The 24,139-nt window shown below is 46.8% G+C and carries 20 protein-coding genes; 18 read left to right on the forward strand and 2 right to left on the reverse strand.

The window, feature by feature from the left end:
* Positions 1–8: 8 nt before the first annotated feature.
* The 10 genes from HP570_RS22545 (at position 9) to HP570_RS22590 (ending at position 11,796) form a co-directional block, all read left to right on the forward strand.
* Entirely contained in the window at positions 9–1,037 is a 1,029-nt protein-coding gene (locus tag HP570_RS22545; protein WP_173627217.1) for a dipeptidase, read from the forward strand.
* Positions 1,034–2,347 carry a helix-turn-helix domain-containing protein gene (locus HP570_RS22550; protein ID WP_173627218.1) on the forward strand — a complete coding sequence of 438 codons (1,314 nt, stop codon included), beginning with the start codon at positions 1,034–1,036 and terminating at the stop codon, positions 2,345–2,347. The genes HP570_RS22545 and HP570_RS22550 overlap by 4 nt, the downstream gene beginning before the upstream one ends.
* Before the next feature lie 159 nt (positions 2,348–2,506).
* Complete coding sequence (locus tag HP570_RS22555) at positions 2,507–4,147, forward strand: ABC transporter substrate-binding protein (RefSeq protein ID WP_173627219.1); 1,641 nt, start codon at positions 2,507–2,509, stop codon at positions 4,145–4,147.
* 36 nt (positions 4,148–4,183) lie between these two features.
* Positions 4,184–5,653: a serine hydrolase domain-containing protein gene (locus tag HP570_RS22560; protein WP_173627220.1), complete on the forward strand. Its 1,470-nt coding sequence runs from the start codon at positions 4,184–4,186 to the stop codon at positions 5,651–5,653.
* Entirely contained in the window at positions 5,650–6,780 is a 1,131-nt protein-coding gene (locus HP570_RS22565) for a mandelate racemase/muconate lactonizing enzyme family protein (protein ID WP_173627221.1), read from the forward strand. Before HP570_RS22560 ends, HP570_RS22565 begins: the two co-directional genes overlap by 4 nt.
* 12 nt (positions 6,781–6,792) lie before the next feature.
* Complete coding sequence (locus HP570_RS22570; RefSeq protein WP_015893365.1) at positions 6,793–7,257, forward strand: GNAT family N-acetyltransferase; 465 nt, start codon at positions 6,793–6,795, stop codon at positions 7,255–7,257.
* Positions 7,258–7,484: 227 nt separating this feature from the next.
* On the forward strand, positions 7,485–7,847 hold the full coding sequence (locus HP570_RS22575; protein WP_217364780.1) for a GIY-YIG nuclease family protein: 363 nt from the start codon (positions 7,485–7,487) through the stop codon (positions 7,845–7,847).
* A 23-nt stretch (positions 7,848–7,870) separates the two neighbouring features.
* Entirely contained in the window at positions 7,871–8,350 is a 480-nt protein-coding gene (locus tag HP570_RS22580) for a DUF6530 family protein (RefSeq protein ID WP_173627223.1), read from the forward strand.
* Between the two features lies 1 nt (position 8,351).
* A complete protein-coding gene (locus HP570_RS22585; RefSeq protein ID WP_173627224.1) occupies positions 8,352–9,560 on the forward strand; it encodes an MFS transporter in 1,209 nt (402 codons plus the stop codon).
* 16 nt (positions 9,561–9,576) lie between these two features.
* On the forward strand, positions 9,577–11,796 hold the full coding sequence (locus tag HP570_RS22590) for an AAA family ATPase (RefSeq protein WP_173627225.1): 2,220 nt from the start codon (positions 9,577–9,579) through the stop codon (positions 11,794–11,796).
* A gap of 55 nt (positions 11,797–11,851) precedes the next feature.
* Here the strand turns inward: HP570_RS22590 and HP570_RS22595 are convergent, their stop codons facing one another.
* Both HP570_RS22595 and HP570_RS22600 read right to left on the reverse strand, forming a co-directional pair.
* Positions 11,852–13,483, reverse strand: coding sequence for a peptide ABC transporter substrate-binding protein (locus HP570_RS22595; RefSeq protein WP_173627226.1), 1,632 nt, complete (start codon positions 13,481–13,483; stop codon positions 11,852–11,854).
* Between the two features lie 233 nt (positions 13,484–13,716).
* Positions 13,717–14,286, reverse strand: a complete 570-nt coding sequence (locus tag HP570_RS22600; RefSeq protein WP_015893358.1) for a DoxX family protein — start codon at positions 14,284–14,286, stop codon at positions 13,717–13,719.
* 664 nt (positions 14,287–14,950) lie between these two features.
* Here HP570_RS22600 and HP570_RS22605 point away from each other — a divergent pair.
* From HP570_RS22605 to HP570_RS22640, 8 genes are all read left to right on the forward strand, one after another.
* Entirely contained in the window at positions 14,951–16,273 is a 1,323-nt protein-coding gene (locus HP570_RS22605; RefSeq protein ID WP_173627227.1) for a glycoside hydrolase family 68 protein, read from the forward strand.
* Between the two features lie 33 nt (positions 16,274–16,306).
* The gene (locus tag HP570_RS22610) at positions 16,307–17,647 is read left to right on the forward strand and encodes a glycoside hydrolase family 68 protein (protein WP_173627228.1); all 1,341 of its coding nucleotides are present in this window, start codon (positions 16,307–16,309) and stop codon (positions 17,645–17,647) included.
* Between the two features lie 81 nt (positions 17,648–17,728).
* Positions 17,729–19,030 (forward strand): glycoside hydrolase family 68 protein, encoded by a 1,302-nt coding sequence (locus HP570_RS22615; protein WP_173627229.1) that lies wholly within the window; start codon positions 17,729–17,731, stop codon positions 19,028–19,030.
* Positions 19,031–19,196: 166 nt separating this feature from the next.
* The gene (locus HP570_RS22620; protein ID WP_173604273.1) at positions 19,197–20,576 is read left to right on the forward strand and encodes a sucrose-specific PTS transporter subunit IIBC; all 1,380 of its coding nucleotides are present in this window, start codon (positions 19,197–19,199) and stop codon (positions 20,574–20,576) included.
* Positions 20,577–20,750: 174 nt separating this feature from the next.
* Complete coding sequence (locus tag HP570_RS22625; RefSeq protein WP_173627230.1) at positions 20,751–21,593, forward strand: PRD domain-containing protein; 843 nt, start codon at positions 20,751–20,753, stop codon at positions 21,591–21,593.
* Between the two features lie 468 nt (positions 21,594–22,061).
* On the forward strand, positions 22,062–22,634 hold the full coding sequence (locus HP570_RS22630; protein ID WP_173627231.1) for a histidine phosphatase family protein: 573 nt from the start codon (positions 22,062–22,064) through the stop codon (positions 22,632–22,634).
* A gap of 27 nt (positions 22,635–22,661) precedes the next feature.
* Positions 22,662–23,228, forward strand: a complete 567-nt coding sequence (locus tag HP570_RS22635) for an SMI1/KNR4 family protein (protein ID WP_173627232.1) — start codon at positions 22,662–22,664, stop codon at positions 23,226–23,228.
* A 143-nt stretch (positions 23,229–23,371) separates the two neighbouring features.
* Positions 23,372–24,112 (forward strand): GNAT family N-acetyltransferase, encoded by a 741-nt coding sequence (locus HP570_RS22640; protein WP_173627233.1) that lies wholly within the window; start codon positions 23,372–23,374, stop codon positions 24,110–24,112.
* Positions 24,113–24,139 lie beyond the last annotated feature (27 nt).

Here is a 24,139-nt window from a genome sequence, read left to right on the forward strand (position 1 = left end):
CATGAGGCATGACACATGGAATCGACGGGCATTTTGACCTTTTGCTGGATGTTGCCATTCAGCGGGAATATGGCAGACGAAAAGTAATTGAAACGGATTATTTGCCTGATTTGGTCGCGGGTGGGGTGCATACAGTTGTCGCAGCGATTTATATCGACAACAAATTCCTGCCGGAGATGGGCTTGAGAAAAGCACTGCAACAAATCAGCGCGTTGCACGCAGAGGCAGATGAATCGCCTGATAAAATCATGGTTTGCAAAAGTGTGAGCGACATCGAGACAGCGAAGCGACAGGGGAAAATTGGTTTTGTGCTCTCTCTGGAAGGCGCGGAACCGTTATATAATGATCTGAGTATGCTCCGTGTTTTTTACGAGCTGGGCGTACGCCTTCTGGGTCTCGTGTGGAGCAGGAGAAACTTCGTTGGAGATGGCAGTCATTTTAGTCCGGTACGGGAAGGGCGCAAGGGAGGGCTCACGGAGTTCGGCATCCGCGTCGTCGAAGAGGCAGAAGCAATGGGCATCATCATTGATGTCAGCCATCTGAATGACGAAGGCTTCTGGGATCTGATCGAGGTAGCGCGTAAACCCATCATCGCTTCTCATTCCAACTGTCGGACATTAGCGAGCTCCATGCGCAATCTGACAGATGAGCAAATCAGAGCGATCGCATTCACCAACGGCGTAATCGGCATCAATGGCGTCAATCTGTTCGTAGCCGACACAGACGACCAGGCTGATATCGAGCACATGATCAACCACGTCGATCACATCGTGAAGCTAGTTGGGGTTGAACACGTCGGACTTGGTCTGGACATCATCGAGCCATTTATGAAATACGATTCTCCCAATATGTTTATCCAAGCAGGACGCAAAGATTTTGATGTCGTAAAAGGACATACAAAGGTTCCAGAGCTTGTGCGTGCCCTTGCCAAAAGAGGGTACAAGGATGAAGCGATTGAGCGTATTTTGGGCAAAAACTTCATCCGCGTGTTTAAGGACGTCTGGAAATCAAAGAGAGATGAGGAGGTGGAGCATTGACCATTACGATAGCGGTAATCTCTTCGGAAGAATTTTTGCCAAGGATCTTGAAGCATACCCAATCCATTGATTACCTTCAACTGACCTCGTATACATACCAGAACCCCAAAGAGAGCGCTGCGTTGGTTGATCAAATCCATGACTGCGACGTGCTGCTTTTTGCTGGCCCACTTCCTTATTTTTTTGCCAAGGAAAAGGTAGAGCAAAAGAAGCTGCCTGCCGTGTACATCCCGATCGATGAATATACGATTTCCCTTTCTTTGTTTCATACCTTGCTGAACGTACCAGGAGGACTGGACCGCATCTCGATAGATTTGCCAAAGGCGGAGTATATTGAGAAGGTAGCTGATGAATTGGGCATTATTTCTACGCCTTGGTATGTAAAAGACTACAGTGAGATTATTGAAGAAGGCGGGACGAAATTTGACGTAGAGGAAATTATTTTGTTCCACAAGGAGCTTTGGGAACAGAAACAGAGCCATTTTGCTTTGACTGGTGTTGATTACGTATATCGTCAATTGCGTGAGATGAACATCCCTTCCGCATCGCTGGTTAGTCCCGATAAAAATATTCGCGATGCCGTCAATCAAGCGATTGCTTATGGTCAATTGAAAATTAGCAAAAACTCGCAAATCGCCGTGGGAATTGCAGCGATCCAGCAAAATGATGGTCCGCCAGTAGAAACACAGTGGCAGGATGCGACGATTATTTTGCTGCAAGAGCTGCTGGAGCTCGTCAAAGAGACGGACGCTTCCATTCAAAAATTGGGAATGGATCAATTCATCATCTATGGCACGAGAGGCAGTATCGAGCAAATGATTGAATATGGGAAGATCATGCAAGTATTGGGCAATGTCGATCTGCTTGCCAAAGTGACGGTTGCCATCGGGTTTGGTTTTGGTCTAACTGCGAAAGAGGCCGAAGCCAACGCACGCATAGCGATTTATCATGCCCAGAAAACAAAGGAAAGCAGTGCGTACTTGGTAACAGATGAAAAAGAAGTGATTGGACCGTTGAACACGGAATCGAAGACCTTCCAATTAAAAAGCGAGAACAAGGAAGTGCTGGAGATAGCGGAGAAGACTGGCGCAAGTGTCGCTACTATCACGAAAATCATGCAGTATGTCAAACTTCACCGCGATAACCGCTTCACCGCTTCCGATTTAGCCGAGTACCTCCAGATTAGTCGCCGCAGCTCAGAAAGAACCTTGAAAAAGCTGATCGAGCATCAGGTCGTAGAGATCGTCGGAGAAGAACAGCCGTATCAGCAAGGACGCCCGCGAGCTGTGTATCGCCTTAATCATCCGTGATTCTCCTCATGTAACATCAACCTGTCCCGGTTTTCCGTTTACGAAGGCAATCCGGGACCCCCACATCTCTCATCTAAGAAGCAATCCGATCTAATTAGCGACTATATACCGACAAAATGGGCTTCGAATGGAAAAGACTCGAAAAATGGAGGTCGCGACATGCTATCAGAGCGGTTAAAGAGCCAAATTCGCAGCGTTTTACTCATTTGTGTACTCGTCTTTTCCATCGTTGGCTGTAGCTCTGCTCCCACTCCGGCTACAGACGGGAAGCAAGCAAATCAACAGGCAAAAGTCTCTCAGCCCAAAAAGGGTGGGACGATCACCATGGGCTACCAGATGGAGCCGGATACGCTGGACCCGCAAAAGACGTCGTTGCCAGCGGGAAATTTTGTTGGGAGCATGTTGGGGGGATCTCTGCTGATCCTCGATCCCTTTACGTTTGAGTTGAAGCCGCATCTGGCTGAATCGTACACGATCTCGGAAGACGGCAAGACCATGACGTTCAAGATACGTTCTGGCGTGAAGTTCCATGATGGAACACCGCTCACTGCGGAAGTTTTTAAGCAAAGCTATGAACGTGCACTCGATCCGAAAACAGCCTCACCGGTTACGGGACCGGACGTATCTTCGATCAAATCCATTTCAGCTCCTGATGATTCCACATTGATCTTTCATTTGGATGAGCCCTCCCCTTCGTTACTTTCTAACTTATCATATAGCGGCTACCAGCAACCCATTTCCGTAGAGGCACGAAACAAATACGGAAATGAGCTGGGACGCAATCCTGTGGGGGTAGGTCCGTGGAAATTCGAGAGCTGGAAAACAGGAGAATCGATCACACTGGTACGAAACGACGAGTATAAGTGGGCAGCTCCTTTTGCTCTGAATCAAGGACCTGTAAGACCCGACAAGTTCGTTCTGAAATTTATTCAAGACAACCAGACCATGATGGCTGCTCTCGACAGTGGGACGATTGATATTGCCACTGTCCCCCCGAAAGACGCGAAGAAATACAAGGATCACAAAGATTTTACGGTGCTGGAAGGAATGCAGCCTGCAGAGTACTTCATTGGGATGAATCTGGAAAATGAAATCTTGCAGGATGTCCGCGTGAGAAAAGCACTGAACTTGGCGATCAACAAAGATGCATTAATCATGGCAGATCTGCAAGGAGAGGGGGTGCCTGTCTACGGACCGATCCCACCAACGATGATCGGATACGATGCAGCAGTAGAGCAGTACGGCTACAAGTACAATGCTGATCAAGCTAGACAATTGCTGGAAGAGGCAGGATGGAAGCCAAACGCGCAAGGGATAAGGGAAAAGGATGGGAAAACGCTCAGCCTGACGATGCTCATCGAAGAAACAAATCCCGGGCATCAGTTGGTGCAAAGCATGTTCAAAGAGATTGGTGTCGAAGTGTATATCCAAAAGTATGAATCAGCGACAGCTCTTGAACAGGCACTGAAGGGCGAGTTCGATTTGTTCTCAACGAGTCATGGCAGTGTCGATCCAGATATTTTGCACTTGTTACTGCATTCGAGTCAGATCGGGGGCTTGAATTTCTTTCGCCTCAGTGATCAACAGCTCGATAGCCTGTTAAATAAAGGACGAACGACAACAGATCAAGTACTGCGACAGCAGGTTTTTACAGACATTCAAAAAAGAATCGTGGAACAGGCCTATTGGATTCCGCTCTATTCCGCAAAAACATTCGTGGTCGTCAGTAACCGGATTCAAGGAGTCAAACCAAATCCATTAGCCTCCTTAATTATTCAGGACATGTGGGTGAACGAGTAGGGCATGGTATGACAACATCCGAAAGAGGTGGAAAAAATGAGACAGCAAGGCTGGTTAGTAGAATGGGAAGAACTGGTTGGAAAAGACATGAAGGAAGGCAGAGTTCCGGGCTTCGTCATGGGTGTGAATCTGAATGGACAGAGCCTGTTTCGCAAAAGCTTTGGCTATCGTGATCGTGAAAAGGAACTCGAAATCACGCCAGGTACCGTGATGGGATTGGCTTCCGTTACGAAGTCCTTTACATGCATGGCGATCATGCAGCTACAGGAAGCGAAGAAGCTCTCTGTTCATGATCCGGTAATCAAGTACCTCCCTGAATTTCGTACCCCGGATCGTCAAAAAACGGAGCAGATGACAATCCACCATTTTATGACGCACACGACGGGCATGCCGCCTCTGCCCATTGATAACCTGGCGATTCGCAACTCCATGCTCGATGACATGCCTGACGAGGATAACCCGATTCACCGGTACTTGAAAAAGGAGTACCAGAAACCGATCTACACATTCGAAGAGCTGATAGAAGCTCTTGCCCTGGCGGATTATGAACTGGTGGGCTCTCCAGGACAATTGTTCAGCTATTCAAATGATTGCTATTCTCTCCTGGGAGCGGTCATAGCCAGAGTGAGTGGGAAATCGTATGACGTTTATGTAAAAGAGCATATTTTGGAACCAGCAGACATGAAGAGCAGCACTTTTCTTCTGAGCGATCTGCCACATCTCCCGGATGTAACGACCATCTATCATTTTAAAGAGAGCAATGGCGTATCTGAGATTTACCCTGATCCAAATTGGGAGGATGGGCTACTCGTAGCGGCATCGGGACATTTGAATTCAACAGTGCGTGACATGTTGAACTACGCTGAAATATTCCGTACGGGCGGATGTGTGGGCAAAGAACGGATTTTATCTGAGGAGAGCGTCAAACAAATGATCTATCCGCATGTCCAGAACAGCTACGGAAGGTATTACGGATATGGCTTATCCATTCAACCCGACTACTATGGGGGTACCTTGATCAAGCACGGTGGAGCGATCAAAGGTGTCGCTGCCCATTTAGCGATTGTTCCAGAGCGGGGCATTACATCCATGGCTCTAGCCAATTTGATCGGAAGTCCAGTCGAAAAAGCCACACTGACAGCACTCCATGCTGTAGAAGGGCGTCCATTGAATACGCCGCAGTACCAATTCGAGACATACAGCGTCCCTACTGCCCAATTAGGAGAGTATGTCGGTCGATACGTTAGTGGGGAAGGCGTGGATATTATCGTATATGTGGTAGAGGATGCCTTGATGATGATAGATAAAACGTCGGATGTGTTTGGTGGAGGAAAACAACTGAACTGTCTATTGCGACCAATTGGGGAGCATCAATTTATCACCGAGAGAGAGGGAAGCGAGCTGACAGTTGGCTTTGTAAAAGGCGAAGATGGCGCTGTAAAAGCCATGTCCCTTTATTATCGAATCATTCCACGAGTAGCTGCTGCGGAGGGGAGTCGAGTATGAAAATAACGTCAGTAAGGGTTCATGCCATAAGGTTGCCGCTAAAACGCCCATTTATCATTGCGTACGCCTCCTATGAGGATATGCCGTCCATTATTGTAAAAGTGGAGACAGATAATGGCCTGGTCGGACTGGGAGAAGCGGTACCGGATCAAAATGTCACCGGAGAGACATGGGAGTCTACCTATACAATGCTCGTTCATAACTTGGCGCCTGTTGTGATCGGTGAGAATCCGTTTGATATCGAGAGAATCCACGAGAAGATGAACCAGGTTGTTTGGGGAGTACCAGCAGCAAAAGCCGCCATCGATATCGCTTGCTATGATCTGATGGGCAAGGCGGCTGGTCAACCCGTTTACCATTTTCTGGGTGGGAAATATCACACGACTCTTTCCTTCCCGTATGTGTTAAGCATTTTAGAGCCAGAGGTCATGGCAGCTGAAGCCAGGCAAGCAGTGGCAGCCGGGTATGACTCGATCAAAATAAAGGTGGGAGCTGATCTTCAGACAGATATCCAGCGAATCCGGGCTGTTCGGCAGGCAGTTGGCCCTGACGTAGGGTTGCGGGTGGACGCCAACCAAGGTTGGGAGAACCGTGCGAACTCCTTGCTTGTTATGAAACAGATCGAGGATTGTCACATTGATTGGATGGAGCAGCCTGTCTTGGCAGATGATCTTGAGGCTCTGGCTGATATTCGCAAGCAAACGACTACTCCAATTATGGTAGACGAGGGACTGCACGGGACAAAGGAAATGCGGGAAGTCATCGCGAAGAAAGCTGCAGATAAAGTAAACATCAAACTCATGAAAAGTGGAGGGATTTATCCTGCTCTCAAATTGGTGAATCAGGCGGAAATGGCCGGGATGGAGTGTCAGATCGGTTCGATGCTGGAGTCCTCGATTGGCAGTGCAGCTGGTGCACATTTGTCACTGGCGAAGAAAAACATCATTTCCAATGAGTTGGCAGGACCTACGTTCATTTCGCGGGATGTGGCCGAGCTTACGATTCACGGAAGTCAGATTGTCGTGACAGATCAGCCAGGCTTAGGCGTAGAGCTAGACGAAGCAGTGCTTGCCGACATAACGGTTAAGTCAGAGCAGGTCATCGGAGCGAAGCGGCAACCCGTATAGGGAGAGGACTGAATGCAAAATACGCGCATAGAAATCGTCGAGGCATTGACAGAGAGCCAGCTTCAGATGATCAAGGCAATGGAGCAGGAGGCTTTTGGCCCGCATGGAGCGATTGATGAATGGGTGCTCGTACCACTCGCGAGACATGGCTGCGTTGCACTTTTCATGGAAGCAGAGGAGGCATATCCTGTCGGGGTATGCCAGCTCTTGAGGGATTTTCGTCAGCCGGACAAATGCTACATGTATGGGTATTACATCCGGGCAGATCGTAAAGGGATGGGGTATGGGTTCTCTTTCTTGAACCGATTGCTGGAGCAGCTGCATGAGGATGGGTTCCGTCAGATTTGTCTAACTGTAAGCCCTGATAATACTGGAGCAGTCGGACTCTATCAAAAAGCAGGCTTTGTGGTTATCGAGACACGAATTGCGGAATATGGCAGTGGAAACGATCGCTATTATATGGTGAAAACGTTATAGAAGGAGAGTCTCTACAAGCATTTGCATAGACATTTTTCACTATTGTTTGTTGGAGATTCATTGGCTCTGTACTCGTTGTAACCCGACCCAAATTAGGCACCGGACATGTTCCGGTGTTTTTTTTGTGCTCTTGACAATTATAAGACGATGAATCATTATGTTTATTAAATAATAAACGAAAACTAATTTTGTCTAGTTAAATCCGTTCATGAAAAACTGGGGGAGAAATGATGAATCGAGAAGAACTGAAACAACTGTATAAAGAATCGGAAACGGAGGCAGGGGTGTATCAGATCAAAAACACCCATAACCAAAAAGTCTGGATCAGCGCCACCCGCAACCTTAAGACGATGAACGGAAAGCTGTTCACTCTCAAAATGGGTTCGCATATAAACAAACAGCTTCAACAGGAATGGAATGAATACGGAGAAGAGGCATTCGTCTTTGAAGTGTTGGAGGTTTTGAAGAAGAAGGAAGACGGATTCTTTGATGAAAAGGATGCCCTGAAGAAACTGGAACAAAAATGGCTCGACCAGCTCCAGCCGTACGGAGAACGCGGATACCACCAGGAAAAAAAGAAAGAGCAATAATCAAACGAAAAGAGGGAACGAAAATGAAAATACCTACGAACTTGAACCATAAGCCTGTTGTCATCTCGGATAACTATGAGCGTGTTGATGGTCGATTCGCCAGGAACACAGATGCGAAAGCACTTTCTCTGGGAGTGGCAGAGGGCAGCTCCAGAAGAAAGGTCGATCTATCTGCCAAAGTATGGAGATACACAGGAGAAGAATGGTCGAAACAATCGGAGGAACTGCCTCTCCATCGCGTTCTTGATATGTCCATACTGATTTGTCGGTCTTTGGCCCACTTTCGCGACGCATACAGATATGAGCATTACTATGACCCGCAGGAGCCCGTCATCGACCGAGTTGCCCTGCAAGGGGATGCAATGAACGTGGCGATATGTACGGACAATGAGCGTCTTCATGATGACATTAAGCTGTTCAGCCAAGCGTTGAGTAACGACGATGAGATGATTAGCGAACGTCTGCGCACATTATCAAAGCTATTAAAGGATATGGGGTATTAAAATGTTTTCCAATGTATATGTTCGAACGATTATCCTCTCCCGCGTGCTGCTGCATTTGGGGATTTGGGTCCGGAATTATGCCGTCCTTCTTTTCGTTAGCGAATTGACGAATAATAATCCGGTTTATGTATCACTGATTTCGGTTGCGGAATTTGCACCCATTTTTCTATTCGGCCTGATTGGCGGAACCTTTGCCGACCGATGGCGACCGAAGCGGACAATGGTTTGGAGCGATCTGCTGTCTGCCGTGTCCGTCGGGGCTGTATTGCTTGCCCTCATGAATGGGGGATGGGTGGCACTACTCATCGGAACCTTTATTTCCGCCAGCCTGTCTCAATTTTCTCAGCCCTCGGCCATGAAACTGTACAAGCGGCATGTGCCGGCTGAACAACTGCAGGGCGCAATGGCTATGTCCCAAACGCTTGTCGCTGTCTTTACGGTTTTAGGTCCGGTCATCGGCACGTTTATTTTCATCCAGTTTGGAATCACAGTCTCTCTGATTTTGACGGCGGTTCTTTTCCTAGGGTCTTTCCTTATCTTAGCGACGCTTCCCCGTGACGCGGAGGAACCGAAGTCTGAGGATGCCGGCGGCTTCATAGAGGAATTGAAGGCCGGACTGCGCTATATCGGGTCCAATCAATCCTTGCGAACACTCTGTTTGACTTTCTTCGCTGTCGGATTGGCGTCAGGTCTGACACAGCCGCTTCAAATCTTCCTTGTCATCGAGAATTTGGGACGGGACAAACAATTTTTGCAGTGGTTGGTTATGGCCAATGGGGCAGCTATGTTGGCAGGAGGGGCTCTCATCATCGGGATAGCCAAAAAGGTAAGGCCACAGATGTTGCTCATGGTAGGCTTGCTTGTCTCTGCCGTTTGCACCATGGTAATGGGGGCTACCACAACGATTTGGTTGATGATTGTTTTATTAGTGATCAGCGGTTTCTTTTTCCCTTGTATTCAAAGCGGAATCCAGACGCTGCTTGTACGGAACACAGAAGGGGCATTTATCGGCCGGGTATCTGGTACGATCACGCCTGTTTTTATGGGGATGATGGTGATTGGCATGTTTATATCCGGCTATTTAAAGGAGACGTTATCCCTCGTTGCGGTATATGTGGTGAGCGGGGTTTTGATTATGATTGGTGCGGCTTTGCTGCTTCCTCTACTTGTTGAGAAAAAGGGCAAAAAGCAGAGTGGGCCAGCGGTATGAAGGGAGTAGAAATGTGATGACGGAAAATGAAAACTATCATCTGTCACCCGAAAGACAGCTGACGGATGCAGAAAAAAAGCTCGTCTGGAAAAAGCCATCCACGCATAAGGTCAGTGAAGAAGAACAGCGCATTAGTAAAGAAATCAAACGCAACTGGCATCGCGGGGAAATGAAAATCGCCAATCTATTGTTAGAAGGTGACGCGGGTTCTGGAAAAACACAATTAGCCAAGGCATTATCCGCTAATTTCGGGCTGCCGTATACAAAAGTGACTTGTTTTGCTGATATGGATAAATCGGATATTATCGGCGCTATTTTGCCAGTCATTTCTTCTGAACGTCTAGAGAAAATGGAGCCTGCCGAGCAAACGCTATGGAAAGCCTTATATGAAAGCGATGGGTTTCAAAGTATATCTGAAATTTTGATGGAAGCACTGGGGATTACACAGGAACAGGCTGCCTTAAAAATGAAGCAATTATTGGAGCGTGCAGCAGTGGAAAACAACGATGGCGAAGCGATTGAGTACCGATTTTACCCTTCGGAGATCGTCAGAGCCTATCAAAACGGTTATCTGCTGGAAATTCAAGAACCAAACGTTATTCGCGATGCGGCGGTGTTAATGGCATTAAACTCTGCCTTGGAGCTGGATGGGAGCATCAATCTTCCCACCGAGATCATACGCAGGCACCCGGACTTCATCGCGGTTATCACAACAAACCGCAGTTATGCGGGAACCAGACCGTTAAACGAAGCGCTGCGCGACAGGGTTCACCATACGGAAAAGATGGACCTGCCGACCAAAGAAATCATGATCGAACGTGTAATGGCCAAAACCGGTTTTCAGGATGGAAAGATGTTGGGTATTTTAGCGGACATGATTGTCGTTTTAGACAGAACAGCACGGGCCAATGCGATCAAGGGCGTGGCTGGAATGCGTTCCTTTTTCTACTGGGCGGATGCGATTGCCGGAGGAGCCTCCGCAAAAGAATCCCTTTATCATAAGGTCATCTACAAGATCACAACCGATTCGGAAGAAATAAAACTTCTGGAAGAAGCCCTGAAAAATCATGGTTTGCTTGCCAGCTTGGATGAAGCAGAGATTGAGCAAAAAAAAAAACGAAAATCTGACGACGCCGTAGAGATCAAGACATGGGGAGATATTGACGACACTGGTTTTAGCAAAGACAACCAGATAGAAGAAAAGGGAATCGCCTTGAAAAAATCTGCCGATGGGGACGAAAGCTCTTCCCGTGTCTCTGAAGATGATTCTACCCATATGGAACGTTCAGGTTTGGGTGAAGATGGCTCTCCCAACTATCATCAGGCAAATCCTGAATCCATGTCAGAGGAAGCCAAACAAAAGGAACGCGATTTCCGTAAAAAGCTGAATCGAGAGGCAAGAGAGCTCATTTCCGATTCGATTCATCAAAAAGTAAAGCTCATTGTTCACCGTCCAGACTACGATGAGGAAAACCAACAGGAATATGTTCGTCTTTGTCAGGGACTCATGCCGATCGTGCAAGAGATTGCCAGAAAGACACTTCCGTATCTGGAACATGAGATCTCTTCCGACTTTTCGAGGAATCGTTACTATGGCAGCAAATTTCAGGCAGACAGCGTTGCTTACAAGGATTACAAGTATTTTGCCAAGAAACGTCCGCCAACGGAATCCCCTTCTCTTGTGGTTGGTCTTAGGGTTGATGAATCCGCATCGATGTCAGCTTACGGGAGATTAGAAGCAGCAAAACGAGCAGTAATCGCGGTATATGAATATTGTCAGCTTTGTCAGATTCCCATTTTGATCTACGGCGATACGGCGGATGTTTCCAGATTGGAGCAAATGTCGATCTTTGCCTATGCCGACTTTGATAAAGCGGATGCCAATGATCGCTTCCGGTTAATGAGGATTCATGCCAGAAGCAATAATCGCGATGGCATGGCTCTTAGAATTATGGCGGAACGATTAGCCGCTTCCCCCCAAAAGACAAAACTGCTGATTAGCATAAGTGACGGACAACCGAAAGCAATGGATGACTATACCGGAAGCTATGCGGTTACAGATATGAAACAGACGATACAGGAGTATGAACGAAAAGGGGTTACCTTTCTTGCAGCCGCAATCGGTCAAGACAAGGATGTGATTAGCGATATCTATGGGAATGAAAGATTTTTGGATATTACCAATTTACAGGAGTTCCCTGCAAAGTTAGTTCGGATGATCGCTCGGTATTTATGATGGAAGCGCGGGTATCTCTCTATCTGATTCGCCTAGAGAGGATGCCCGCGCTCTATTATTTTTCAATATACGCGTATTTAAAGTAGGAACCGCCGAGAGGGAGGATCACAAAGTCCTTCACCTTATCGTTTTTCACATAAGCATTGCCACGGAAGTGCAGCGGTGCCAGCGGCATTTCTTCCATGAGAATTCTTTCAGAGTAAAACAACAGTTGCTTGCGCTTTTGCTGGTCGGTCTCATAGTAGCTCTTATTGAGCAAATCGCGGTATTCCTTGTGATCGAAGCGAACGACGTTGTTGCCACCCAAGTCCTTGTACATTTCGAGGAAATTGATCGGGTCGTTGAAATCGGCTCCCCATTGCCAGATACCGAAGTCATACTTGCCATTTTGGACATCCTCGTTGAACACTTTCCATTCTGAGGTGCGAATGTCTATGTCGACTCCCAGTGTTTTCTTCCATTCGTCCTGGAGTGCTTGAGCCAGCTTCTTGTCCGTTTCTCCGGTGTCGTAGTAGTACGTGACTTTAGGGAATTGAGTCAGCCCAAGCTCTTCCATGCCTTCTGCCAAGAGCTGCTTCGCCTTCGCCACATCCTCTTTAAAGTAGCCGTCCGGATTCAACCCCATGGAAACGGGAACCCAGCCATAAGCGGGCAGAACACCAGTCTGTAGGATGTTATCCACCAATTGCTGTCGGTTGATCGAATACGAAAACGCCTGGCGAATTTTTTTGTTCGTAAAAGGGGGTTTCTTTGTATTGAAGATGACAGCTTTGGTACCTGGGTTATCTGCGACGAGCAGCTTGCCCTCTTCCTTAAGCTGACCGACCGCATCCGGCGACAAGCCAAAGGAAGGGTAGCCACCCCAATCCAGATCGCCATTTTCAAACATGGACAGGGCGGTGTTGTTATCCTCGATGATGACAATATGGATCTGATCAAGCTTGACGTTGGCGCTGTCCCAATAAGTAGGGCTTTTGCTGAAGGTGAGCTTGGACTTGTGCTCCCACTTATCCATGATAAACGGGCCGTTGCCGACAATCGTTTTCGCTTCTGTTGCCCACTGGGGATTGCTCTCGATGGTCTTTTTATGAAGCGGGTAGTAGGTAGTGAATGAGGTCAATTCGCGGAAGAACGGTGTTGGTGAGCGCAAGGTGAAATCGAGTGTGTAGTCGTCCTTTGCCTTTACCCCGACGTCTTCTGGCTTGCCTTTTCCGGAGTAAAAATCCTCGCCCCCTTTGATATAGAAGAGCTGATACGCGTAGCCGGAAGCGGTTTTGGGGTCGAGATTGCGCTTGATGGCGTACTCAAAATCGTGAGCAGTAACAGGGTCGCCATTGCTCCATTTGGCGTCCTTTCGAATGGTAAAAGTAAAATGAGTGAAGTCAGGAGTATGCGTGTAGCTCTCCGCGATGGCGTTGATCATCTGGCCTTGACGGTCGACAGTGGTCAGACCCTCGAAGGTGAGGTTGATCATGTCCATCGAGGTCGAATCTGTTGCAATGCCGGCATCCATCGTAGACGGCTCCCCGGTGATGCTCCATTGCAAGACCATTGGCTCTGTGGTAGTAGGCTTTGCTGTCGTTTCCGCTGAGGGGGATTGGATATTGTCGGCGGGCTTTGAGCTACAGCCGATTGAGAGACTAAATAAGAAAACAGCAGTAGAAATGCCTAGTAGCCACTTGTTCATACAGTCCTCCTGTTTAATTATTTGAAAAATAAGAAAATTATAGTTCCTCAAAAGAATAATGCACAGCAATCAGACAGTCATTCAACATCATGTATAAATATTCATTGAAAATCACGGGTACATGTTGGGATAAATTCATACAATTTGTCCGTTACTTCAGCAACGATTGAGGGGAAGGGACAACAAAAGCCACCCGTAAAAGGTGGCTTTGTCATTCGAGAGGAAAGAAAGGATTACTTGTTCATCGGCAAAACACCGTCGCGCGATTTTCTCGTCCAAGGTGTTCCGAGATAAGAAAGCGCCCAGCGATCAAGACCATACCAGCCTGCAACCTTCCAAGCCAAAACGAGCCAAGTGGCAAAAATAAAAAGGAGTGGGTTGGTGCTGACCGTTCCAGCGAACAGAAAGCTGACGTTCATCAAGCCGCCGAAAAACGCTGCGATCCCTGTCAGGCATCCGAGGATCAAGCCGAGTCCGACGAGTACCTCACCATAAGCGACGAAGAAGCCGAATACCTTAGCATTTGGCAATACGACGTTTTCCAGGAACCAGGCGTACCACCCGGTAACGTCCTTTCCTTCGGCTGCTTTTGCCAAGGAGCCTTTTACGAAACCTTGAATCGCTCCGCCAGCCGCATCTCCAGTCCAGCTATCGGACTGGATTTTTTTCCATCCAGCAGTAATCCATGAATAACCGACATACAATCTGATAATCAACCAGATCGCAGCGGATTTCGTACTGGTGAACAGGAAGTGTGAAACAGGATTTTCAGGAATAATAATTTCGTTTTGACGATTTTGCATGTGGGTGTCCTCCTACATACGTTTTGTACATCTTTGTTCGTGCCGATTTTAACATAACAAATGGCGGTGTAGTGCGGTTTGGGGCATAAGTTCATACGGTGTTCATTGACACTATAAGCACGGTGTTAATGGTAAATCTTAGTGTATATATTGCCAAAATACAGTAAACTCATGAAAGGATTGACAAGTTAAGATGTGGTAAATTATGAACGAGTGGTGATGTTACTGTTGGTTATTGTTATTTCTCTGTTTGTAAGTGGATGGATGAAAGCAGAGAAACCATGGATATTCTTCTCACAAAAGAAAAAATATCCGATCCAAGCGGACGATTAACTAAGGTTCCAATTAGAAAGGTGCTATTTACAGTCTGGGAATATTCTCCTTTGTTTCGATCTGTAGGAAAGGGTATTTTTGACTATTGAAATCGTAATTCGCAGACAATAGAATGAGGATGCGAACAAAATACCGCAGGATTGTTACTGCTAAGCAGGCAAGACCTGAGACGTGAGATGGGTGAAGTATGGCTATCGCTATACAGTCCCTTACGCGTTTTAGGTCTTTTTTGTGTCCTGTCAATGGAGAAGAGCAGAGTTTTCAATCTCTCAATATTCTCATAATAGGTAACTTTGCTGCAATTCATGATGTAAAGGGAGGATTTAAGAAAATGAGAAAATCCAGCAAACCTAAGTTTAGGAATCTAGCTTTATCCACAGCGATCGCTGCCAATTTTCTTGCAGCCACCCCAGCATTAGCCGCCGAAGTCAGTGATGATCACACTTCGATTTGGTCGCGCCAGCAAGCGGAAAAAGTTGCTCTCACGAAAGAGACAACAGCTCCACCTGTCGATTTGGATTTCAAGCTCGTCGCACCGGACCAATGGGTTTGGGACACATGGCCCCTGCAGAACAGAGACGGCTCCCTTGCAACTGTCAAAGGTTACAGAGTCGCTTTCGCCTTGGTCGCTCCGCGCTCTTTGGGTTGGGGTGAACGTCATACGCAAGCAAGCATCGGAATGTTCTACTCCAAAAACGGCAAAGACTGGACCTACGCTGGGATTCCCTATAACAAAAACAAAGCGTTAGGTCATATGCAATGGGCCGGAACAGCCATGCTGGATGAGAAAGGCAAAGTCCACCTCTTCTATACGGCAACCGGGGATAAAAACAATTGGGACGAATCCAGATGGGCTCAAACGGCTGAGCAGCGTATCGCAAAGACGACATTCGATATTGGCGCCGATAAAGATGGCGTGCATCTCACGAACGAAGGTGAACACAAGATCATTCTTGAAGCAGACGGCAAGTACTACGAAACGATCGATCAGTTCAAAGGCAATATCATCACGGCGTTCCGTGATCCGTTCTTCTTCCAAGACCCGAACACCGGCAAAGAGTACATCATTTTCGAAGGCCAGGCCGGCGGTGGCTATTCTTTGAAGCCGGAAAACATCGGTGACGAAGAATACCGTAAAACCCATTCGGTTCCGGCAGGCGCGGAATTGTACAACGGAAATATCGGCATCGCGGAAGTGCTTGACCACGACATCACCAAATTGAAACTGCTGCCTCCGCTGCTCGAATCAGTTGGGGCCAACCATCAGATGGAACGTCCGCACGTTGTGGTGAATGGCGATGATTATTACCTGTTCACGATCAGCCATACCTTCACCTACGCGCCTGGCTTGACAGGTCCGGACGGTGTATACGGTTTTGTCGGGAAGGGTCTGCGTAGTGATTACAAACCGATGAACGGAAGCGGCTTGGTTATCGGCAACCCGGCGGAAAACGGGTACCAAGCGTATTCCTGGATGGTGCTTCCGAACCAACAGGTGATCAGCTTCATTAACGAACCAAAAGATGAGAACGGGGAAGTGAAATTCGGCGGTACCTTCTCTTCAACGTTGAAGGTAAACCTGGAAGGCGACAAATCGGAAATTACCAAAGAGGGAAAACAAGGTGAAATCAAACCGTTCGGCCCGAATCGCTAAGCATGCATAGCCGTAAAAGAAAGGGGCGGTAACATGATCCGCAAAAACAAGAAAGCATTGACCGCGCTGGCTTTGGCAACAAGCGTTGTCGCTTCCGGCCTCACTGCGCTCTCGGCGTATGCCGAGGGCGGTGAGCAAACGGTCAACTGGACGCGCGAACAGGCATCGAAAATCGAGCTGAATCAAGACAATACCTTGCCGTACACTGACATCAGCAAATTGGAAAAATTGGCGCCGGGCTATCACATGTGGGATACGTGGGCACTGACAGACCGTGACGGGAATGTAGCCTCGATCAAAGGCTGGAAAGTGATATTCGCGCTTACCGCACCGAGTGATGTGCTGCCGGGCAAAGTGCACGACATTGCCACGATCCGTTACTTTTATTCGAAAAACGGAAAAGATTGGACGCTGGGTGGCGAGCTGTTCCCGAGCGGATCCGCACTCGGTTCCCGCCAATGGGCTGGATCGGCTATGATGGATAACGGCAAAATCCATGCGTTCTACACCGCAACCGGACACAAAGGTGAAGAGCGTTTGACCTATGAACAACGTTTGGCCATGGCTACCGGCGATATCGTCGCGGACAACAGCGGAGTCCGATTCGAAAATTGGGGCGATCACCGCATCATTTTGGAGCCGGACGGAAAACACTATCAGACCAAAGAACAAGCGCAGCAGGGTGAAGGCGGGGGTTACGCTTTCCGCGATCCGATGTGGTTTAAAGATCCGCAAACGAAAAAAGAATACCTGCTGTTTGAAGGGAATTCCGGAGGCACCGCAGCCGACCGCAAGTTGAAACCGGAATATGTCGGAAGCCCTGAGTTTGCAGGGCAGCAAAACGTGCCTCCAGGTGCCGTACACGCTAATGGTAACATTGGCATTGCTGAGGTGGTAGGTGGCGATTTTTCCAAAATTAAAATGCTTCCTCCGCTCGTAGAAGCCAACTACGTAAATGAAGAACTGGAGCGCCCGCATATTGTGGTGAAGGATAAAAAGTATTATCTGTTTACCGACAGCCACATCAATAAATATGCGGATGGACTCACCGGACCGGACGGACTGTACGGATTCGTTTCAGACAAGCTGATCGGCGGATATAAACCGCTGAACGGAAGCGGTTTGGTCTTGGCCAATCCGGCGGATAATCCATACCAAGCATATTCCTGGTTGGTGCTTCCGAACTTGAACGTGGTCGGTTTCGCCCATTTTGGCGATCTGGGCAACATGTCCATCGGCGATGTCGGCAATCAGACTCCGGAATTCCAATTCAGCCACTTTGGTGGCACATTGGCTCCAACAGTGAAGCTGTCGATCAAAGACGATCGCACAAAATTGGAACAAGAGTACGAGCCAGGTTGGATCAAGCAATAAATAAGAATGGTCAACCGAAAGTTGTCGGTTGACCTTCTATTCTTTTCTAAAAACAAGAAGACTACAGGAGGCTGCATCTACATGTTTTGGAACACAAAAAATGCTGGAAAGATGCTGTCAGCAGCAGTTATCGGTTTTTCCGGTATTCTAGCCCCGGTTATCTGTTCGAGCGCCTTCGCCCAAGAAACAGCAGCTACATTCGATTGGACGCGTGAAGATGTCAGCAAAATAAAGATGAATGAAGAGAATACAGCACCTGTCCTCAACAAGGAGGAGCTTGAGGAACTTACAAAGGACTTTCTGGTATGGGATACATGGCCGCTCCAAGATCGGAATGGTCATCCAGCAGTTGTCAATGGCCATAAGGTTATTTTTGCTCTGACGGTGCCAAGTGACGTGTTTCCTGGCAAACGCCACGATACGGCGGAAATCCGCTATTTCTATGCAAAGGACGGAAAGAGCTGGCAGTTAGGCGGACGTTTGTTTGATGACGGAAAAGCATTGGGTTCAAGGCAATGGGCAGGCTCTGCCATGATTGACAAAGATGGAAAAGTCCATATCTTTTATACAGCGACCGGACGTGAAAATGAAAAAAAACTCACATACGAACAGCGTTTGGCTACGGCTACCGCTGATATCGTAACAACCAATGCCTCTGTGGCGTTTAAAAATTGGTCTGAACACAAAATCATCCTGGAACCGGATGGTGAATACTATCAAACAGAAAGTCAGTCCAACCAAGGTGAATCCTCTTACGCCTTCCGCGATCCTTACTTCTTCCAAGACCCAAAGAGCGGACAAGAATATATTTTATTTGAGGCCAACTCCGCAGGAACCTTGTCAGAGCGGGCTTGTCAGCCTGACAGTTCAAAACCTTATAATGCGAGTATCGGCATTGCCAAAGCGTCTTCTGACAGTCTGACGGAATTTGAGGCTCTTCCCCCTTTACTGGAAGCCAACTGTGTAAATGACGAGCTGGAGCGTCCAAGCATTATTGTAAAAGGCAATCAATACTATCTTTTTGCAAAAACCCACCATGAAAAGTTCGCGCCAGGTCTCGATGCGCCGGAAGGGTTATACGGTTTTGTGTCCGGGTCCTTATTTGGCGGGTATAAACCCCTGAATGGAAGCGGACTAGTGATTTCCAATCCAAAAGACAATCCGTATCAAGCATACTCTTGGATGGTCATGCCAAACGGTACGGTGATTAGCTTTGTCAACTATGTCCATGTAGAAGGAAAGGACATCCAGCAAATTGGCGAACAAACACCAGATTATCAAAAGGATCATTTCGGTGGGATGCTGGCACCATCTTTAAAGCTCTCCATTGCGGATGACAAGACTAGGTTTCTGCATGAGAAAAAGCAAGGCGTGTTCCGTTAGAGAAAATAGGATAGTAATAGAAAGTTTTTGGCGTTCAGTAGTTGCTGAGCGTCTTTACTCTTGTAGACATGCATTTATGATTCTTTCGTTTTCATGGAATGATAAGCGGGATGTTGTTGATTCCCTTAGCTATACAAAAGAGGAGGAACATGCAATAGCAAAGCTGATGCAATCAAAAGAGTTTGTTCAAGAGTTGTTGCCTCTGGTAGGGGGTGAGGAAAATATTGCTGACGCTACCCACTGTGCTTCTCGATTACGCTTGCTTCTTCGAAATGAAGAAAAGGCGGATATATCAGCCATCGAAAAAATGGATGGCGTAGAAGGGGTATTTTCCAGAAGCGGACAATTCCAAATTATATTTGGGACCGGCAGAGTAAACAGAGTGTACAAGGCACTTGTCGAGGCGATCGAGATCGCACAGACAAATCCATCCAAAGAGCGGATGGAGAAGGCGCCAAAGATGAATCCATTCACTCATTTTGTAAAGACACTATCCAACATCTTTTTACCGATTATTCCCGCTATCGTAGTGAGCGGTTTGCTCATGGGGCTGCTTGGTATGGTGAAGGCTTTTGGTTGGATCACGATGGATAGCGCATGGATGAAGATGCTCACCATGTTTTCCAGCTCATCGTTCATTATTCTTCCGATATTAATTGGCTTTAGCGCAGCCAAGGAATTTGGCAGCAATCCCATTTTAGGTGCAGTGATTGGGGGGATATTAACCCACCCGTCATTATTAAACCCTGCGGAGCTGGGGAACAGCGCCCCGCAATATATGGATCTGTTCGGGCTTGAAATCGCGTTGATCGGGTATCAGGGTACGGTGATTCCTATCTTGTTGTCGGTATACGTAATGAGCAGGTTTGAAAAACTCCTGCGAAAATTCATACCCCAGTCATTAGATTTATTGCTCATCCCCTTTATCACCATTACGTTTACCGGGATTGTCTCCCTCGTAGCGATTGGCCCTTTGGGCATGATGATCGGGGAGATGATTTCTGGTAGCTTGTACTACGTTTATCAGTATGCTGGACTGGTGGCAGGGTTCCTGTTTGGCGGATTATATGCGCTATTCGTCGTTACTGGATTGCATCATAGTTTGCACGCCATTGAGGTGGGGTTGCTAGCCGATCCGAAGGTTGGTGTCAATTTTTTGCTGCCGATCTGGTCCATGGCTAACGTGGCCCAAGGTGGAGCTGCATTAGCTGTTTTTTTCAAATCGAGAAATGACAAACTGAAGAAGATTGCGATACCTGCTGCTCTTTCGTCCTTTTTTGGCATCATTGAACCCGTGATGTTTGGCATCAATTTGAGGTTAATCACCCCATTTATAGGAGCGGCTATTGGAGGGGGGCTAGGCGGAGCATATGTCGTAGGTAGTCACGTAGTTGCCAACGCCTATGGCTTAACTGGAATCCCCATGCTTGCGATTGTGACACCATTAGGAATATCAAACGCAGTCCATTATCTTATTGGTCTAGCTATCGCGGTTACTACCGCTTTCACCTCGACATGGATACTTAGATTTACCGAAGAGGAATAAATCATTCTGATGACCCGGGAGAAGGTTTTCCTGGTCCAAATTGGATGCGTTCTATGGGTGATGGTTACGGTAAAATGAAAGGTAATGGAACTCCTCGAAGATGTAATTTTTCTCATCATGGTTCACCTAGTAAATGGGGAAGGTGACGGGAGGATAGACAGGAGGGAGGATACCATGAAAATTAAAAAAATCTTAAATAACAACGCGGTCGTTGTCCAGGATCATGGGGAAGAAAAGATCGTTATGGGCTTAGGGATCGCTTTCCAGAAAAAAAAGAATGATCTGGTAGACATTTCAAAGATAGAAAAAGTATTTGTCATGAATGAATGGCAAGAGTACGGAAAGTTCGAAGAGATATTGATAACACTTCCTGAAGAACATATCCAAGTGGCAGAGGAAATTATCTCGCATACGGAAAAAGAACTAGGGATAACCTTGCATGACCATATTCATATTGCTTTGACCGACCACTTGTCCTTCGCCCTAGAAAGATTAGTGAAGGGAATGGTCATTAAAAATACCTTGCTGAACGAAATCAAAATTTTGTATGCAAAAGAATTTCAGATCGGTTGCTGGGCGAAAACATTGATAAAAGAGAAGCTAGGGATAGAAATTCCCGAAGATGAGGTCGGTTATATTGCATTGCATATCCACACTGCCAGGATAAACGCGGGAGATATGGCAAAAACAATGGATATGACCACTATGATACGGGATATGATCAATCTTATCGAAAGCAGCTTGAAAATCAAGATTGAGGAGAAAACGGTTTCCTATGAGCGATTAGTCACACATTTGCGCTTTGCAGTACAACGGGCAGAGTTTGGCGAATCGTTTCATGATGTAGAACCGAAAATGTCCCAGATCATAAAAGAACAGTACGAGGAATCTTATTTATGTGCACAAAAAGTAGGTGAATTTGCGCAAGAAGAATATGATTTTGAGTTCCCCGAGATGGAATTGGTCTACATCACGATGCAGATTCAAAGGATCTATAGTAGAGTGTTGAGTGGTTAACATGTGGATACATTTAACCCTCGAGTTTAAGGAGGACTCGCTTGCCCTAAGGAAGCGAGTTTTTTTTCAAGTGCCCATGAACATTATCCATGCAAAGAGGAGACCAGAAAGAGGTCCCGGAGAAGACCACAGTAAGAAACAGCACAGGGAAAAACAATAAAACTCTCAACCTCTAAACTACACTTAGTATTAGAAAGGTTGGGAGATTTTTTATGATGTCAAAAGAGTAGATCAAGCAGTGGATCAAAGAGAAAAACATGAAGTCTGTGGACGACGTACAGTCAGCATTAAAGGATTTGTTTGCTGAAACGATCCAAGAAATGCTTGACGCAGACGATGGAAGAGATCATGAATCGGTTCAAAATCTAAGAGTGCCCCTTTTCTGGTGAAAACCGGGAAGGGGGTTTTTGTTGTAATATATTTGCAGGAAGGATCTAGGCGGAAAAAAAGTTTCCACGGAGGTTAGGCATGAAAACCTATATTTACATGGTCAGGCACGGAGAATCACCAAAAACCGAAGGGGACGAGAGAACACGAGAACTGACTGAAAAAGGTAGGTCAGATGCCCGTATCATTACTCAATTGTTAAGAGACGAGGGGATAGATGCGTTCATTTCAAGTCCGTATAAAAGGGCAGTGGCAACCATAGAAGAACTAGCCCAGTCCGTAGGGAAAGAGATCGTCGTTTTTGAAGAGCTGAGAGAACTCGTTTTTATCGGAAACAATCAAATCATGGCCGATAGCGAATTGTATCCATTAGTAAAGAAGATGTTTACTGAGCCAGACTTTTCTTTACCTGGGGGAGAGTCAATCACCGTTTGTCGGAATCGTGTGGTAGGAACGTTCCGAAACATTTTAGAGCAATACAGAGGGCAGAAAGTTGCAATCGGTACGCATGGTGCCGTTATGACATTGATGATGGGGTACTTTGACAGTCAGTACGACTTGGATTTTTTATTGACGACGTCCAAGCCTGATATATACAAAATGGAATTTCAGGATGAGGTACTCGTGGAAACGAAGCGATTGTGGAAGAACTGACTTCCTATAAAAACGGAGGCTTGCTAGATGGATAGAAAAGAGTATATCAAGAATGCTTTTGAAGCTTACTATGCCCGATATAACCAAGTGACAGAAGACGGTTTTTGCAGATGGATGCGACCAGACGTCCCTGATGACATGAAGGTAGCTGATATCGATGAAGAATGGTCCAGATGGAAGCTGATTCCTTCTATCGTAAGTCAGGAGGATGTAGCTGCGCTCGAAGAAGAATTTGGGCTGAAATTTCCGGAGTGGTATAAAGCCTTCATTTCTACTTACCATCATTATTTCGACGTCATTCCTGAGCAAGGAATCGATGAGCCATTCGATCGTATTAAGGATATGTACAATCCATTGCTTTGCAAGTTAGGCTACCTTCCTTTTTCATGGGATACAGAGTACGGAAAAATACGATGTATCGATTTGCAAGAAAGCCCGGATGAAGAGAAGTGTGGAATCTATGAAATTGACCATGAAATTTTGTTTGAAATGGATGAAGAAAATACAGAACGCAACGAATTGAAAGAATCACTGGTCTTTTTGTATCCGAATTTCAAAACTTATTTTGACCACACTTTTTTAGGACGTGCATGACGTGAAAGCAAACCCTCTTTCACGAAAATAGGAAAGAGGGAGGGAACGATTGTGTGACACACCGCAAGAGGAAAATGTCGAAGAAACTCGAATAGGGATTAGATGGGAAGCTAGACATCTGAGTTCGTAGGAGGATTCCAAGCATGTCATACAACATCTACACATTCGCACAAAGATCAGATTTAAACGATCAAGCTGATGCACTAATTGAAGCAAGCTGGTCTGCCTTCATGCTCAATGATGAAGTGGCGAACGAATATTACAATCATTTGTATGACTGGTTCTCTTCTTATCAGTTCATGCTGACGGACGAGGCTGACAAGGTGATGGCTGTAGGAAATGCGATTCCATTTTATTGGGATGGCACTGTGGAAGGACTGCCAAAAGGCTGGGATGATGTCTTTCTGCAAGGGATTGAAGACTACCGCCAAGAAAAACAGCCAAATGCGTTATCGGCACTCTCCATCTCCATCGATCCCCGCTATCGCGGACTCGGTCTGAGCAAGCAGATGGTTACGGCGATGAAGGATATCGCCAAGGAAAATGGCTTGGCGTACTTGGTGGCACCCGTACGTCCATCGCTCAAGCACAAGTACCCGCTCACGCCAATGGACAAGTATGTTCAGTGGAAAACGACCGATGACGCTCCGTTTGATCCGTGGGTGCGCACGCATTGGAAACTGGGTGCGACGATTATGCAGGTAGCGCCGGAATCCATGCTGATCAGAGGAAGTCTGACGGATTGGGAAAGCTGGACAGGGATGAAATTTCCGGAGTCCGGATCGTACATCATTCCAGATGCATTAGTTCCCGTACAAGTTGACGTGGAAAAGGACGAAGTGGTATACATCGAGCCGAATATTTGGATGCAGCATTTTTTGTAGAGCGATAGCGAAGTAGCCGTTGTGGAA

The sequence above is a fragment of the Brevibacillus sp. RS1.1 genome (assembly GCF_013284365.1).
GTDB classification, from domain to species: Bacteria; Bacillota; Bacilli; order Brevibacillales; family Brevibacillaceae; genus Brevibacillus; species Brevibacillus brevis_D.